Below are 13,895 nucleotides of genomic sequence, written 5' to 3'. Positions count from 1 at the left end.
GGCCTTTCAGGTGGATTCCGCGCGGTGGGCGTACCCCACCGCGTCCGTGTACGAGGCGAAGCCCCTCGCCGCCAGCTCGGTGCGCAGCTCGTCGAGGATGCGCAGCGGGGCGGTGGGGTCGTGGAACAGCGCGGTGCCGACGGCGACGCCGGCGGCACCGGCCAGGGTGAACTCCAGGGCGTCCAGCCCGGTCCGGAGCCCGCCCATGGCGAGGATCGGCACCCTCGGGATCCGTCCGGCCAGCATCTCCGCGTGCACCTGGTGCACGCAGCGCACGGCCAGCGGCCGGATCGCCGGGCCGGACAGCCCGCCGGCCGCGCCGCCCGGCACCGGGCGCAGGGTGACGGGGTCGATGGCCATCCCGAGGGGGGTGTTGATCAGGGACAGTCCGTCGGCGCCGGCCTGCACGCAGGCGGCGGCGATCTCGGTGACCGAGGTGACGTCCGGGGAGAGCTTGGCGTAGACCGGCAGCTGGGCATCGGCCGCGCGGCGCACCGCCCGGACCACGTCGTAGGAGGTGGCGGGGTTGCAGGCGAAGACCTGGCCGCGGTCGGCGGCGTTCGGGCAGGACAGGTTGACCTCGACGCCGACCACCCCGGGCTGCCCGTCCAGCGCGGCGGTGACCTCGGCGAACTCCTCCAACCGCTCCCCCGCGACCGAGACCACCACCCGGGCGCCGCGCTCGGCCAGCCAGGGCAGCTCGTTCCGGACCAGGTGCGCGACGCCGACGCCCTGCAGGCCGACGCCGTTGAGCATCCCCGAGGGCGTCCGGGCCGTCGGCGGCGCGGGCCCGCCGGTGCGCGGCTCCCGCATGACCGTCTTGGTGGTGACCGAGCCCAGCGCGTCCAACGGCACGAACTTGGCCAGCTCCCGGCCGTACCCGGCGCAGCCCGAGGCGGTGGTCAGCGGGTTCGGCAGCGTACGGTGCCCCAGCGGGGCGGTCAGGTCGATCTCCCGAGGGTCCATCAGGCCGCCTTCCCCGTCTCCGCCCAGCGCACCCGCGCCCCGTCGAACACCGGCCCGTCCGTACAGGAACGCACCGACCGGCTCACCCCGTCGGCCCCGATCACCGGCATCAGGCAGGCCGCGCAGAGCCCCGTCCCGCACGCCATCGCCTCCTCCACCGCCGCCCAGCACCGTGCGCCCAACTCACCTGCGACAGCCGCGACTTCGGCCAGCATCGGGGTCGGCCCGCAGGCGTACACCACGGTGGCGTCGATCGCCTTCACCGCCTGCGCGACGACCTCGGTCACCACCCCGGCCAGCCCCGCCGAACCGTCCTCCGTCACCACCAGCACGTCCTGCGTCAGCTCCCGGGCCGCCTCCGTCCCGAACAGCCGCTCCTCGCTCGCCGCCCCCAGGATGAACCCGACCTGCCCGCCCCGCCGCCGGATCCCCTCCGCCAGCCCGAACAGCGCCGCGCTCCCGTACCCGTCGGCCACCAGCAACGCACTCACCGGCCCCTCCGGCACCGGGAACGGCGTCCCCAGCGGAGCGATCAGGCTCAACCGGTCCCCCACCCGACTGCGCACCAACTCCCGTGTCCCCGGCCCGCGTTCGGCCACCACCAGCTCGACCGTCCCGCCCCCGACATCCGCCCGGTGGATCCAGAACGCCCGCCCCCGCAGCATCACGAAGTGCCCCGGCCCGACCCGCCGCGCCACCTCCGGAGCCCGCAGCACCAACCGCCGGTACGCCCCGGCCGGCGCCGACTCCACCAACTCCGCCTCGGTCACCACTGGATGAGCCATCAGCCCTCACTCCCTCGGAATCGCCCCGGACCAAGAACGAGCAACCGGCGGCCCAGGACGCGCCCCGTCAGGGGCGCGAGGCCGTGACACCTGCGGCTCCGCCGCGCGGGCGCGCAGGGGAACGGCACTTGCCGCACTCCGCGACGCGCGGCCACCCCCGCGCCCCGTCCGGTCAGGCCTTCGCCGTCCCCACCGCGTCAGCGATCGTCGCGTACCCGCTCGCCTTCAGACGGGCCGCCAGCCCCCGGTGCACCTTCCGCATCCAGAACGGCCCCTCGTAGATGAACGCGCTGTACCCCTGCACCAGATCGGCCCCGTGCGTGATCCGCTCCCACGCGTCGTCCGCCGTCTCGATGCCGCCCACGGCGACCAGCACCAGCCGACCCTCCGTCCGCGCCCGGAGCCGCTGCAGCACCTCCAGCGACCGCGCCTTCAGCGGAGCCCCGGACAGCCCGCCCATCCCGATCTCCTCCACCCGGGCTGCGGACTCCTTGAGCCCCTCCCGCCCGATGGTGGTGTTGGTCGCGATGATCCCGTCCAGCCCGATCTCCATCGCCATGTCGGCGATCGCGTCGATGTCCTCGTCCGCCAGGTCGGGCGCGATCTTCACCAGCAGCGGCACGTGGTGCGGCACCGACCGGTCCGCCGCCCGTCGCACGTCGACCAGCAGCGGTGCCAGCGTCGACACCGTCTGCAGGTTGCGCAGCCCCGGCGTGTTCGGCGAACTCACGTTCACCACCAGGTAGTCCGCGTGCTCGGCCAGGCGCTCCGTGCTCTTCACGTAGTCGGCGGTGGCGTCGACCTCCTCCACCACCTTGGTCTTGCCGATGTTCACGCCCACCACCGGCGTGAGCCCGGTCCGGGCCCGTCCGGCCAGCCGCGCCGCGACCCGCGCCGAGCCCTGGTTGTTGAAGCCCATCCGGTTGATCAGCGCCCGGTCCTCGACCAGCCGGAACAGCCGCGGCGCCGGGTTCCCCGGCTGCGGCTCACCGGTCACGGTGCCGATCTCGACGTAGTCGAAGCCCAGCATCGACAGCCCGTCGATCCCGATCCCGTTCTTGTCGAAGCCGGCCCCCAGCCCGAACGGCCCGGGCAGGTCCAGCCCCAAGGCGGTGGTGCGCAGCGAGGCGTGACGCGGCGCCAGCACCAGCTTCACCAGCTGCCGCAGCCCGGGCACCGAAGCGGCCAGCCGGATCCAGAAGAACGCCAGGTGGTGCGCCTTCTCCGGGTCCATCTTCTTGAAGACCAGATCGAACAGCAGCTTGTACACGACGGGGTCGCACCCTTCCTCGGAACAGAAAGCGGACATGGGTGTGGGGGGCACCCCAACCTGCGGTGTGCCCCCCACGGGGATGAGCTACTTGCGCCCGGCGTTGATCAGGGCCGCGTGCTCCTGGAGCGACATCACGCCGACCTCGCCGCGCAGCAGCGCGTCGGAGCCCTGCACCGCCGCGCCCATCGCCTGAACGGTCGTCAGGCACGGGACGCCGCGCGACACCGCCGCGGTGCGGATCTCGTAGCCGTCCAGACGGCCGCCGGTGCCGTACGGGGTGTTGATGATGAGGTCGACCTCACCCTCGTGGATCAGCTGGACGATGGTCTTCTCGCCGTTCGGGCCCTCGCCCTCGCTGTGCTTGCGCACCACGGTGGACGGGATGCCGCCGCGCTGCAGCACCTCGGCGGTGCCGGAGGTGGCGAGCACCTCGAAGCCCATCTCGACCAGTGCGCGGGCCGGGAAGACCAGGTTGCGCTTGTCGCGGTTGGCGACCGAGACGAAGACCTTGCCCTTGGTGGGCAGGGCGCCGTAGGCGCCGGCCTGGGCCTTGGCGTAGGCGGTGCCGAACACCTTGTCGATGCCCATGACCTCACCGGTCGAGCGCATCTCCGGGCCGAGCACGGTGTCCACGCCGCGGCCGTGGATGTCGCGGAAGCGGCTCCACGGCATCACGGCCTCCTTGACCGAGATCGGGCAGTCGGCCGGCAGCGTGCCGCCGTCGCCCTCGCTCGGCAGCAGGCCCTCGGCGCGCAGCTCGGCGATGGTGGCGCCGAGCGAGACCCGGGCCGCCGCCTTGGCCAGCGGCACCGCGGTGGCCTTCGAGGTGAAGGGCACGGTGCGCGAGGCGCGCGGGTTGGCCTCCAGGACGTACAGGATGTCCCCGGCCAGCGCGAACTGGATGTTGATCAGGCCGCGGACGCCGACGCCCTTGGCGATGGCCTCGGTGGAGACCCGCAGGCGCTTGATGTCGTAGCCGCCCAGGGTGATCGGGGGCAGGGCGCAGGCCGAGTCGCCGGAGTGGATGCCGGCCTCCTCGATGTGCTCCATCACGCCGCCGAGGTAGAGCTCGTGGCCGTCGTAGAGGGCGTCCACGTCGATCTCGACCGCGTCGTCCAGGAAGCGGTCGATCAGCACCGGGTGCTCGGAGATCAGACCGGCGTGCCGCTCCAGGTAGGAGGCCAGCGAGGCCTCGTCGTAGACGATCTCCATGCCGCGGCCGCCGAGCACGTACGAGGGGCGCGCCAGCACGGGGTAGCCGATCTCGTCGGCGATCGCCTTGGCCTCCTCGAAGGAGAAGGCGGTGCCGTGCTTGGGGGCCGGCAGGCCGGCGTCGCGCAGCACGCGGCCGAAGGCGCCGCGCTCCTCGGCCAGGTCGATGGCCTCGGGCTGGGTGCCGACGATCGGCACGCCGTTGTCCTTGAGCGCCTGGGCCAGGCCGAGCGGGGTCTGCCCGCCGAGCTGGACCAGCACGCCGGCCACCGGGCCGGCCTGCTGCTCGGCGTGGACGATCTCCAGCACGTCCTCCAGGGTGAGCGGCTCGAAGTAGAGCCGGTCGGAGGTGTCGTAGTCGGTGGAGACGGTCTCCGGGTTGCAGTTGACCATGACGGTCTCGTACCCGGCCTCGGCGAGCGCGAAGGAGGCGTGCACGCAGGAGTAGTCGAACTCGATGCCCTGGCCGATGCGGTTCGGGCCGGAGCCCAGGATGATCACGGCGGGCTTGGAGCGCGGGGCGACCTCGGTCTCCTCGTCGTAGGACGAGTAGAAGTACGGGGTCTTGGCGGCGAACTCGGCGGCGCAGGTGTCCACGGTCTTGAAGACCGGGCGGATGCCCAGCGCGTGCCGGACCTCGCGGACCACGTCGGAGCGCAGGCCGCGGATCTCGCCGATCTGCTGGTCGGAGAAGCCGTGCCGCTTGGCGTGGCGGAGCAGCTCGGGGTCGAGCTTCTCGGCCTCGGCGAGCTCCTCGGCGATCTCGTTGATCAGGAAGAGCTGGTCGACGAACCACGGGTCGATCTTCGTGTTGTCGAAGACCTCCTCCGGGGTGGCGCCGGCCCGGATCGCGTCCATGACGGTGTTGATCCGGCCGTCGGTCGGGACCTGGCTCTTCGTCAGCAGCTCGGCCTTGTCGCCGAGCTCGCCGGTCCAGTTGAACTGCGAGCCCTTCTTCTCCAGCGAGCGCAGCGCCTTGTTCAGCGCCTCGGGGAAGTTGCGGCCCATGGCCATCGCCTCGCCGACCGACTTCATGGTCGTGGTCAGCGTGGCGTCGGCGCTCGGGAACTTCTCGAACGCGAAGCGGGGCACCTTGACCACGACGTAGTCGAGCGAGGGCTCGAAGGAGGCCGGGGTCTTCTCGGTGATGTCGTTGGGGATCTCGTCCAGGGTGTAGCCGACCGCCAGCTTGGCCGCGATCTTGGCGATCGGGAAGCCGGTGGCCTTGGAGGCCAGCGCCGAGGAGCGGGAGACGCGCGGGTTCATCTCGATCACGATGATCCGGCCGTCGACCGGGTTGATCGCGAACTGGATGTTGCAGCCGCCGGTGTCGACGCCGACCTCGCGGATGATCGCGATGCCGATGTCACGGAGCGTCTGGTACTCACGGTCCGTCAGGGTCATCGCCGGGGCGACGGTGATCGAGTCACCGGTGTGCACGCCCATCGGGTCGAAGTTCTCGATCGAGCAGACGACCACGACGTTGTCGTTCTTGTCGCGCATCAGCTCGAGCTCGTACTCCTTCCAGCCGAGGATGGACTCCTCCAGGAGCACCTCGGTGGTCGGCGAGAGGGTCAGGCCCTGGCCGGCGATGCGGCGCAGGTCCTCCTCGTCGTGGGCGAAGCCGGAGCCGGCGCCGCCCATGGTGAAGGAGGGACGCACGACGACGGGGTAACCGCCCAGCGTCTCCACGCCCTTGAGCACGTCGTCCATCGAGTGGCAGATCACCGAGCGGGCCGACTCGCCGTGGCCGATCTTGGCGTTGACGGCCTCGACCACGCCCTTGAACAGCTGGCGGTCCTCGCCCTTGTGGATCGCCTCGACGTTGGCGCCGATCAGCTCGACGCCGTACTTGGCGAGGGTGCCGTTCTCGTGCAGCGAGATCGCGGTGTTGAGCGCGGTCTGGCCGCCGAGGGTCGGCAGGAGCACGTCGGGGCGCTCCTTGGCGATGATCTTCTCGACGAACTCCGGGGTGATCGGCTCGACGTAGGTGGCGTCGGCGATCTCCGGGTCGGTCATGATCGTGGCCGGGTTGGAGTTCACCAGGACGACCCGCAGGCCCTCCGAGCGGAGCACCCGGCAGGCCTGGGTGCCGGAGTAGTCGAACTCGGCGGCCTGGCCGATGACGATCGGGCCGGAGCCGATCACCAGGACGGACTTGATGTCAGTGCGCTTCGGCACGGGTCAGCTCCCTGCGGTGGTGCGGGCCGGGGCACCGGCCATCAGGTCGACAAAGCGATCGAAGAGGTAGGCCGCGTCGTGCGGGCCCGCTGCCGCTTCGGGGTGGTACTGGACCGAGAAGGCCGGGGTGTCCAGGCACTGGAGGCCCTCGACCACGTCGTCGTTCAGGCAGACGTGGGAGACCTCGGCGCGGCCGAACGGGGTGTCGCTCACCTTGTCCAGCGGGGCCTGCACGGCGAAGCCGTGGTTGTGCGCGGTGACCTCGACCTTGCCGGTGGTGCGGTCCTGCACCGGCTGGTTGATGCCGCGGTGGCCGTACTTCAGCTTGTAGGTGCCGAAGCCGAGCGCCCGGCCGAGGATCTGGTTGCCGAAGCAGATGCCGAAGAACGGGGTCTTCTTGGCCAGCACCTCGCGGGCGACCGCGACCTGGTGGTCGGCGGTGGCCGGGTCGCCGGGGCCGTTGGAGAAGAACACGCCGTCCGGGTTCACCGCGTACAGCTCCTCGGCGGTGGAGTTCGCCGGGAAGACGTGCACCTCGATGCCGCGCTCGGCCATCCGGTGCGGGGTCATGCCCTTGATGCCGAGGTCCAGCGCGGCGACGGTGTACTTCTTCTCACCGATCGCCGGGACGACGTAGGTCTCCTTGGTGGCGACCTCGGCGCACAGGTCGGCGCCCTTCATCTCGGGCGCGCGGCCGACCCGGGCCAGCAGCTCGGCCTCGTCGGCCAGCGCCTCGCCGGAGAAGATGCCGACCCGCATCGCCCCGCGCTCGCGCAGGTGCCGGGTCAGGGCGCGGGTGTCCACGCCGCTGATGCCGACGACGCCCTGGCGGACCAGCTCCTCGTCCAGCGAGCGCTCGGAGCGCCAGTTGGAGGTGACCCGGGAGGGGTCGCGGACCACGTAGCCGGCCACCCAGATCTGCGAGGACTCGTCGTCCTCGTCGTTCCAGCCGGTGTTGCCGATCTGAGGGGCCGTCATGACGACCACCTGGCGGTGGTAGGACGGGTCGGTCAGGGTCTCCTGGTAGCCGGACATGCCGGTGTTGAAGACGGCCTCGCCGAAGGTCTCGCCGACCGCGCCGTAGGCCTGGCCGCGGAACACCCGGCCGTCCTCCAGGACGAGCACGGCGGGGATGCGCTCCCGCCTGTGGCGCGTGGTGGTGGGGGCAGGTGCGGTCATTTGGCGGCCTCTTCTTCCGTCTTCTTCGTCGTACGTCGTGTCACGAGAGCCTCGACCGCCTCGACCCAGGCGGTGTGCTCCTCAGGGTGGTCGGCCCGGAAGCCGGAATCCAGCGCGACACCCTGGTTGTCCCAGGTGATGACGAGGAGTCCGGCGGGCACGACCTTGCCCGCGATCCCGGAGTCCGTCCGGGCGGCCGTCAGGCTGCCCGCAGGGATCCAGAGGTCCACGTCACCGGGCCGGCGGACCAGCAGGCCCCGCTCGGTGAGCGTGAGTTCGGCCAGGCTGCGGGTGCCGAGGCCGTGCGCGACGACCCGGTCCAGCCAGTTCCCGGCGGTGGTCGAGCCGTGGTAGCGGCCCTTCGCCTCCAGCAGCGGCGCGCCCGGGTCGGTGGGCACCTCCGGCAGCGGGGGCAGGTCGGACTGGAGCGTGCGGCGCCAGTTCCAGCCCTGGCGCATCAGCCAGTAGACGAGCCCGACCAGGATCGCCAGGCCGGCCATCCACCCCAGGTACGGGGTCCAGTCGGTGATCTTCGCCTTCTCCTGGGCCAGCTGAAGGAGCATCACGCGTCCTCACCCAGCTCGGTCAGGGCCCCGGCGAGCACCGTGGCGGTGCCGCGCAGGAAGGTGGCGTGCACCTTCCCGGGCAGGTCGAGGCCCTTGAAGGGGGTGTTCCGGCTGCGGGTGGCGAAGGCGGCGGGGGTCACGGTCCCACGGTACGCGGGATCGAACAGCACCAGGTTGGCGGGCTCACCGACCGAGATCGGGCGGCCCTGCCCGGTGAGACGGCCGATCCGGGCCGGGCGGTGCGACATCCGGTCCGCCACGCCCTGCCAGTTCATCAGACCGGTGTCCACCATGGTCTGCTGGACCACCGAGAGCGCGGTCTCCAGACCGACCATGCCCATCGCGGCCACCGCCCAGGCGCAGGTCTTGTCCGCCTCGGGGTGCGGCGCGTGGTCGGTGCCGACCGCGTCGATGGTGCCGTCGGCCAGCGCGGCGCGCAGCGCGAGCACGTCCTCCTCGGTGCGCAGCGGCGGGTTGACCTTGTAGACCGCGTCGCCCGTGCGGACCAGCTCGTCGGTGAGCAGCAGGTGGTGCGGCGTCACCTCGGCGGTCACGTCCAGGCCGCGGGACTTGGCCCAGCGGACGATCTCCACCGAACCCTTGGTCGAGAGGTGGCAGACGTGCAGCCGGCCGCCGGTGGCCGCGGCCAGCGCGACGTCGCGGGCGATGACCGCCTCCTCGGCGACGGCGGGCCAGCCGGGCATGCCGAGCTCGGCCGAGACGGTGCCCTCGTTCATCTGGGCGCCCTCGGTCAGGCGGGGCTCCTGGGCGTGCTGGGCGACCACGCCGTCGATGCTCTTGGCGTACTCCAGCGCGGCGCGCATCATCACGGCGTCGTCCACGCACTTGCCGTCGTCGGAGAAGACCCGGACGGCGGCGGCGGAGCGGTGCATGCCGTCCCAGTCGGCCGCCTCCTTGCCCTCCAGGCCGACGGTGACGGCGCCGACGGGGTGCACGTCGCAGTAGCCGGCCTCCAGGGCCAGGCGGTGGACCTGCTCGACCACCTCGTCGGTGTCGGCGGTCGGGGTGGTGTTGGCCATCGCGTGCACGGCGGTGAAGCCGCCCATGGCGGCGGCCTGAGTGCCCGTCAGGACGGTCTCGGCCTCCTCCTTGCCGGGCTGGCGCAGGTGGGTGTGCAGGTCCACCAGGCCGGGCAGCACCAGCAGGCCGCGGGCGTCGATCTCGACGTCGGCGGAGGCGTCCAGGTCGGTGCCGATCTGCTGGATGACGCCCTCGGCGAGGAGGAGGTCCTGCGGGGCGCCGCCCAGGATCTGGGCGTTGCGGATCAGGTACGTGGTCATGACTGTGCTCCGGGGGTCTTCGGTACGGGGGTACGAGGCAGCACGGCGGGGCGGGCACGGAGCACCGCCCGGCCGCTACTCCCCGGAGGGCTCGGAGGCGAAGGCCTGCGAGGAACGGGCCGCGTAGTCGCGGTCCCCGACCAGCACGGCGTCCCGGCCGTCCACGTCGGCGAGCCGGACCTGGACCGCCTCGCGCAGCGAGGTCGGCAGGTTCTTGCCCACGTAGTCGGCACGGATCGGCAGTTCGCGGTGGCCCCGGTCGACCAGCACCGCGAGCTGGACGGCGCGCGGGCGGCCGATGTCGCTCAGCGCGTCGAGCGCGGCGCGGATGGTGCGGCCTGAGAAGAGGACGTCGTCGACCAGGATGACCAGCTTGCCCTCGATCCCGTCGGCCGGGATCTCGGTGTGCTCGGCGGCCCGGGCGGGCTTCAGCCGCAGGTCGTCCCGGTACATCGTGATGTCCAGGGTGCCCATGGGTATCTCGCGGCCGGTGATCTGGGCCAGCTTGGCCTGCAGGCGGCGGGCGAGGTGCACCCCGCGGGTGTGGATGCCGAGCAGCACGACGTCCTCCGCGCCCTTGGCGCGCTCGACGATCTCGTGCGCGATCCGGGTGATCACCCGGGTCACATCGGTGGCGTCCAGCACCTGGTGCGGTGGACGCGCTGAGTCAGTGCGTGTGGTCATGCCGAAGCCGACCTCCTTCCCCGCCTCACAGGACGGGCTTTAAAGGATGTCTGTGGAACGACCCCCGGGCTGCGCCGGAAGCCGACGCCATCCTAACAGGGGGATCATGTCTGCCTGGTCAGGGGCCCAATCGCACGAGTGCACCATTCGGCTTGACGCAACTACCTCACTCTACGTAACCTCACAGTGAGTTACGAGACCGCCGCCGAACCCACCGGTAACGCAGCCGGGTCCGGCAGCTGAACCACCAGCCCGCTCGTGCTCACCCTTCAACGCGAAGCAATCTCGTCCGGGGAGACCAATGTCCAGCGACTACGCGAAGCAGCTCGGGGCCAAGCTCCGGGCGATCCGCACTCAGCAGGGGCTCTCCCTGCACGGCGTCGAGGAGAAGTCCCAGGGGCGCTGGAAGGCCGTGGTGGTCGGCTCGTACGAGCGCGGCGACCGCGCGGTCACGGTGCAGCGCCTCGCGGAGCTGGCGGAGTTCTACGGCGTGCCGGTCCAGGAGCTGCTGCCCGGCGGCACCCCCGGCGGCGCGGCCGAGCCGCCGCCGCGCCTGGTGCTCGACCTGGAGAGACTGACTCAGGTGCCGTCCGAGAAGGCCGGCCCGCTGCAGCGCTACGCGGCCACCATCCAGAGCCAGCGCGGCGACTACAACGGGAAGGTGCTGTCGATCCGTCAGGACGACCTCCGCACCCTGGCCGTCATCTACGACCAGTCCCCCTCGATCCTCACCGAGCAGCTGATCAGCTGGGGCGTGCTCAACCCGGACGCGCGCCGCGCGGTGCGGGAGGAGGACGTCAACTGACCTGACGTCACCTGCAGAAACGTCACGGCGGAGCGGCCCCCCGCGGGGCCCGCTCCGCCGTTCGCGCGTCCCGGCCCCCCGGTCAGCACACCGTCCCCAGGCTGAACCCCGGCCCGGACGCCACCCCGTCCAGCTCCACCGCCGCCGGCACGTACCCGTGCCCGCCGCCCTGCCAGCCCCAGGCCGTCTGCCGGTACTCCCCGCAGGCCGAGCCCTGGGTCCCGTGCAGCAGCGCCGCTCCCGGGAGCTCCCGGTACAGCCCGGCGCAGAGCACCGCGCAGACCAGGTCCAGGTCCTCGTCGTTGATCCGCACCACGCCGTCCTCCCAGTGCAGGATCCGGGCCTCCGCCGTCAGCCGCCCGCCCGGCGCCCCGACCGCGCAGCGGAACTCGTACGTGCCCGGGCCGGCCCCCACCAGCATCCGGCGGAACACCTCCGCCCCCGCCTGGTAGGCCCGCCGCACCGCCGGGTCGGCGTCCTCCTCCGCCGCGTACAGCCCGCCGTCCAGCAGCAGGTCCGCGTGGCGCAGGGTCAGCCCGTTCTCCCGGGCCCGCACCAGGCGCGGCAGGAAGTCCCCCGAGAGCTCCTCGCCCTGGTAGGGCAGCAGCTGGGTCTGCAGCGACGGGTTGACCAGGTAGCGGTCCCGGGAGGTCTGCTCCGCCGGGTCCAGCCCGTGCAGCAGGCAGAACTCGGCGAAGTCCTGCGGGTGGAACACCCGGGCCTGCACCACCCCGAAGCTGCGCCGCGCCTCCTGGAGCAGCACCGCGGTGTCCAGCAGGTAGGCGTCGTAGTCCGGAGCGTCCGTCAGCCGCCACTCCCGCACCCGCTCGAAGTCCTCCGGGCCGGCCAGGATGCCGGTCACGAACGCCTGGTCCTCGTGTCGGGCCGGCTGGTGGGAGGTGCAGCGGGAGGCGCGGGACGGGCGACCGTTACGGCTCATCGGAGGCTCCTGATGGTTCGTCGGCGGCGGAGTGCCGCTGCCCCTCTACCTCCCCCTCCCCGGCGGGCGCACACGTACCGCACGTCACAAGCCTGTAACCGTCCGTGACGCATCCGCCACCGCGAGCGCCTGAGTACGGGTGCTCATGCGCGGTTCACCCGCGCCCCCCACACTGCTCTGCGGATGGCACGCCGACGGGGGGAAGCGGGATGTTCGGATCACGGGTGCTGCGGGCGGCCCTGGTGGGATCGGTGGGTGGCGCGGCCCTGCTCGGCGCGGGGTGGCTGACCGCCCGGGCCGACCGCAGCTGGTGCACGGCCGACGGCTGGGGCTGCCTGAACTGGATCGTCCTCGGCGTCCTCGGCTCCGTCACCGTCCTCTCGGTGCTGGCCGGCATCGCCCTGCACCTGCTCGACGTCCGCCCCGCCGTCCGGGTGGTCACCACGGCGCCGCTGGTCGTCTGGTTCGTCGCCGCGCAGACCGGCCGCGCCGAGTTGGCCCCGCCCTGGCAGCTCTTCCCGCTGCTCACCGGAGCCGCGTACGCCTTCGTCACGCCCGTGGTGCTGCCCGGCCGCCCACCCCTCGCCGCCCGGGTCGCCTTGGTGGCGGCCCTCCTCCCGCTCTGGCCGCTGGCCTCGGCGCTCGGCGACCGGCGGGCGGACCAGCGCCGGGCCGACTACGTGGCCACCGCCACGGTCCCGCTGCTCGGCCCGGACGCCACCGGCCTGCGGGTGAGCCCGCCGAGGGTCGACAGCGAACGCCGCACGCTCTCCTACGCCCTCCACCCGGACGGCGCGCCCGCGAACCGGGACGTCGAGGTGACGGTCTCCGTCGCCCACCCGGACTTCGGCCCGCCGTACTGCCGCGCCGACGGCCCCGCCCGGGAGCCGCTCTCCCTGGCCTGCACCGCGCTCACCGACACCACCTGGCGGGCCGTCATGCAGTCCAGCACCGTGGTGCTCTTCGTCCACCGCGGGGACTCGATGGTCACCCTCACCGCCGACGGCACGCACGTGACGGACGAGACCCTGGCCGCGATGGCCGCGAGCCTCGCCGTCCGGCAGCCGTCCTACTTCGGCTGACTACTTCGGCGGCCGCGGCGCCCGGGCCAGCTGGCGGGACTGGGCGACCAGCCGGCCGGAGGCGTCCCAGACCTCGCAGTCCTCCTCGAAGTGACCCGCCGCCAGGTTCCTGGTCGAGTGCACCACCCGGAGCCAGCCGGGCACCGGCCGGGCCCGCAGATGGACCGTCAGTTCGATGGTGGGCGCCCAGCCGGGCATGCCGAGGTCGAAGGTGACCGGCGGCAGCGCGTCGGCCACCAGCAGCAGCGAGAGCGGGTCCGGCTCGCGCCCGTCGGCCAGCTTGAACCAGCCCTGGATCAGCCCCCGCCCGGACGGCTGCCCGAGCGCCCAGCCGACGCTGGCCGGGTCCAGCCGCAGGTCGAACCGCTCCAGCAGCGCGGCCTGCGAGATCAGCTGCGGCGGCGCGTGCTCCACGCCGATGCACTGCTCCACCGGCGGCAGCTGCGGCGCCACCGCGGTGGTCCGCACCTCCCCCTGATGGGTGCTCAGGTCCCCGTAGGTGGCGAGCACCCGCAGCCGCTCCTCCCCGCCCTGGCTCAGCGAGGCCGTCGCGGTGGAGAGCGAACGCCCCCGCCGCACCGACTCCGTCCGCACCTCCGCCGGCCCGGGCACCGAGGCCGACAGGTAGTACCCGCTGATCGAGACCGGATCCGGGTGCTCGGGGTGGTCCAGCGAGAGCGCGTGCCCCGCCACCGCCAGCAGCAGTCCCCCGTTGATCCCGCCGCCGATCTGCCAGCCCTCGCCCAACTCCGCCCGGTACGCCCCGGGGCCGTCGGTCTTGAGGGCGATGCCCTGGTCGAACTCGCTGAGGATCGCGGTGGTCATCGGTGGAGCCGCCTTCGCAGAGCAGTTACCCGTCAGTAGCCACCATAGGCCAGCCGCCCCCGGGAACGACAGAGCCGCCGGACCCCCGAAGGGGCC

The 13,895-nt window shown here is 72.5% G+C and carries 12 protein-coding genes; 2 read left to right on the top strand and 10 right to left on the bottom strand.

Annotation, left to right across the window (positions count from 1 at the left end; genetic code table 11):
• Positions 1-6: 6 nt before the first annotated feature.
• The 8 genes from ACWCYY_RS03265 to pyrR form a co-directional block, all read right to left on the bottom strand.
• Positions 7-966, bottom strand: coding sequence for a dihydroorotate dehydrogenase (locus ACWCYY_RS03265; protein ID WP_449794924.1), 960 nt, complete (start codon positions 964-966; stop codon positions 7-9).
• On the bottom strand, positions 966-1,751 hold the full coding sequence (locus tag ACWCYY_RS03260; protein ID WP_449794923.1) for a dihydroorotate dehydrogenase electron transfer subunit: 786 nt from the start codon (positions 1,749-1,751) through the stop codon (positions 966-968). Before ACWCYY_RS03260 ends, ACWCYY_RS03265 begins: the two co-directional genes overlap by 1 nt.
• A 172-nt stretch (positions 1,752-1,923) precedes the next feature.
• Positions 1,924-3,021 (bottom strand): quinone-dependent dihydroorotate dehydrogenase, encoded by a 1,098-nt coding sequence (locus ACWCYY_RS03255; protein WP_449794922.1) that lies wholly within the window; start codon positions 3,019-3,021, stop codon positions 1,924-1,926.
• A gap of 87 nt (positions 3,022-3,108) precedes the next feature.
• Complete coding sequence (gene carB, locus ACWCYY_RS03250) at positions 3,109-6,417, bottom strand: carbamoyl-phosphate synthase large subunit (RefSeq protein ID WP_449794921.1); 3,309 nt, start codon at positions 6,415-6,417, stop codon at positions 3,109-3,111.
• A 3-nt stretch (positions 6,418-6,420) separates the two neighbouring features.
• Positions 6,421-7,596 carry a glutamine-hydrolyzing carbamoyl-phosphate synthase small subunit gene (gene carA / locus ACWCYY_RS03245; protein WP_345283297.1) on the bottom strand — a complete coding sequence of 392 codons (1,176 nt, stop codon included), beginning with the start codon at positions 7,594-7,596 and terminating at the stop codon, positions 6,421-6,423.
• Positions 7,593-8,159 (bottom strand): PH-like domain-containing protein, encoded by a 567-nt coding sequence (locus ACWCYY_RS03240; RefSeq protein ID WP_449794920.1) that lies wholly within the window; start codon positions 8,157-8,159, stop codon positions 7,593-7,595. The genes carA and ACWCYY_RS03240 overlap by 4 nt, the downstream gene beginning before the upstream one ends.
• Entirely contained in the window at positions 8,159-9,463 is a 1,305-nt protein-coding gene (locus ACWCYY_RS03235) for a dihydroorotase (RefSeq protein ID WP_449794919.1), read from the bottom strand. The genes ACWCYY_RS03240 and ACWCYY_RS03235 overlap by 1 nt, the downstream gene beginning before the upstream one ends.
• Before the next feature lie 75 nt (positions 9,464-9,538).
• A complete protein-coding gene (pyrR, locus tag ACWCYY_RS03230) occupies positions 9,539-10,147 on the bottom strand; it encodes a bifunctional pyr operon transcriptional regulator/uracil phosphoribosyltransferase PyrR (protein ID WP_345283295.1) in 609 nt (202 codons plus the stop codon).
• 301 nt (positions 10,148-10,448) lie between these two features.
• On the opposite strand from pyrR, the gene bldD reads away from it, so the two are divergent.
• Positions 10,449-10,952 carry a transcriptional regulator BldD gene (gene bldD, locus ACWCYY_RS03225; RefSeq protein WP_345283293.1) on the top strand — a complete coding sequence of 168 codons (504 nt, stop codon included), beginning with the start codon at positions 10,449-10,451 and terminating at the stop codon, positions 10,950-10,952.
• Between the two features lie 82 nt (positions 10,953-11,034).
• Here the strand turns inward: bldD and ACWCYY_RS03220 are convergent, their stop codons facing one another.
• Positions 11,035-11,892, bottom strand: coding sequence for a hypothetical protein (locus ACWCYY_RS03220; protein WP_449794918.1), 858 nt, complete (start codon positions 11,890-11,892; stop codon positions 11,035-11,037).
• Positions 11,893-12,101: 209 nt separating this feature from the next.
• On the opposite strand from ACWCYY_RS03220, the gene ACWCYY_RS03215 reads away from it, so the two are divergent.
• Positions 12,102-12,974: a hypothetical protein gene (locus ACWCYY_RS03215; RefSeq protein ID WP_449794917.1), complete on the top strand. Its 873-nt coding sequence runs from the start codon at positions 12,102-12,104 to the stop codon at positions 12,972-12,974.
• Here the strand turns inward: ACWCYY_RS03215 and ACWCYY_RS03210 are convergent, their stop codons facing one another.
• Positions 12,975-13,799 carry a thioesterase family protein gene (locus tag ACWCYY_RS03210; protein ID WP_380150334.1) on the bottom strand — a complete coding sequence of 275 codons (825 nt, stop codon included), beginning with the start codon at positions 13,797-13,799 and terminating at the stop codon, positions 12,975-12,977.
• Positions 13,800-13,895 lie beyond the last annotated feature (96 nt).

It is taken from the genome of Kitasatospora sp. NPDC001664 (assembly GCF_053596675.1).
The sequence above is the reverse complement of the archived record's forward strand: the minus strand, read 5'-3'. Positions and strand labels throughout refer to the sequence as shown.

Bases quoted from the DNA above. Each gene is read 5' to 3' on its own strand.
- bldD (WP_345283293.1), top strand. From the start codon at position 10,449: ATGTCCAGCGACTACGCGAAGCAGCTCGGGGCCAAGCTCCGGGCGATC.
- pyrR (WP_345283295.1), bottom strand. From the start codon at position 10,147: ATGACCACACGCACTGACTCAGCGCGTCCACCGCACCAGGTGCTGGAC.
- ACWCYY_RS03260 (WP_449794923.1), bottom strand. From the start codon at position 1,751: ATGGCTCATCCAGTGGTGACCGAGGCGGAGTTGGTGGAGTCGGCGCCG.
- ACWCYY_RS03265 (WP_449794924.1), bottom strand. From the start codon at position 966: ATGGACCCTCGGGAGATCGACCTGACCGCCCCGCTGGGGCACCGTACG.
- ACWCYY_RS03210 (WP_380150334.1), bottom strand. From the start codon at position 13,799: ATGACCACCGCGATCCTCAGCGAGTTCGACCAGGGCATCGCCCTCAAG.
- carA (WP_345283297.1), bottom strand. From the start codon at position 7,596: ATGACCGCACCTGCCCCCACCACCACGCGCCACAGGCGGGAGCGCATC.
- ACWCYY_RS03240 (WP_449794920.1), bottom strand. From the start codon at position 8,159: ATGCTCCTTCAGCTGGCCCAGGAGAAGGCGAAGATCACCGACTGGACC.
- ACWCYY_RS03235 (WP_449794919.1), bottom strand. From the start codon at position 9,463: ATGACCACGTACCTGATCCGCAACGCCCAGATCCTGGGCGGCGCCCCG.
- ACWCYY_RS03215 (WP_449794917.1), top strand. From the start codon at position 12,102: ATGTTCGGATCACGGGTGCTGCGGGCGGCCCTGGTGGGATCGGTGGGT.
- ACWCYY_RS03220 (WP_449794918.1), bottom strand. From the start codon at position 11,892: ATGAGCCGTAACGGTCGCCCGTCCCGCGCCTCCCGCTGCACCTCCCAC.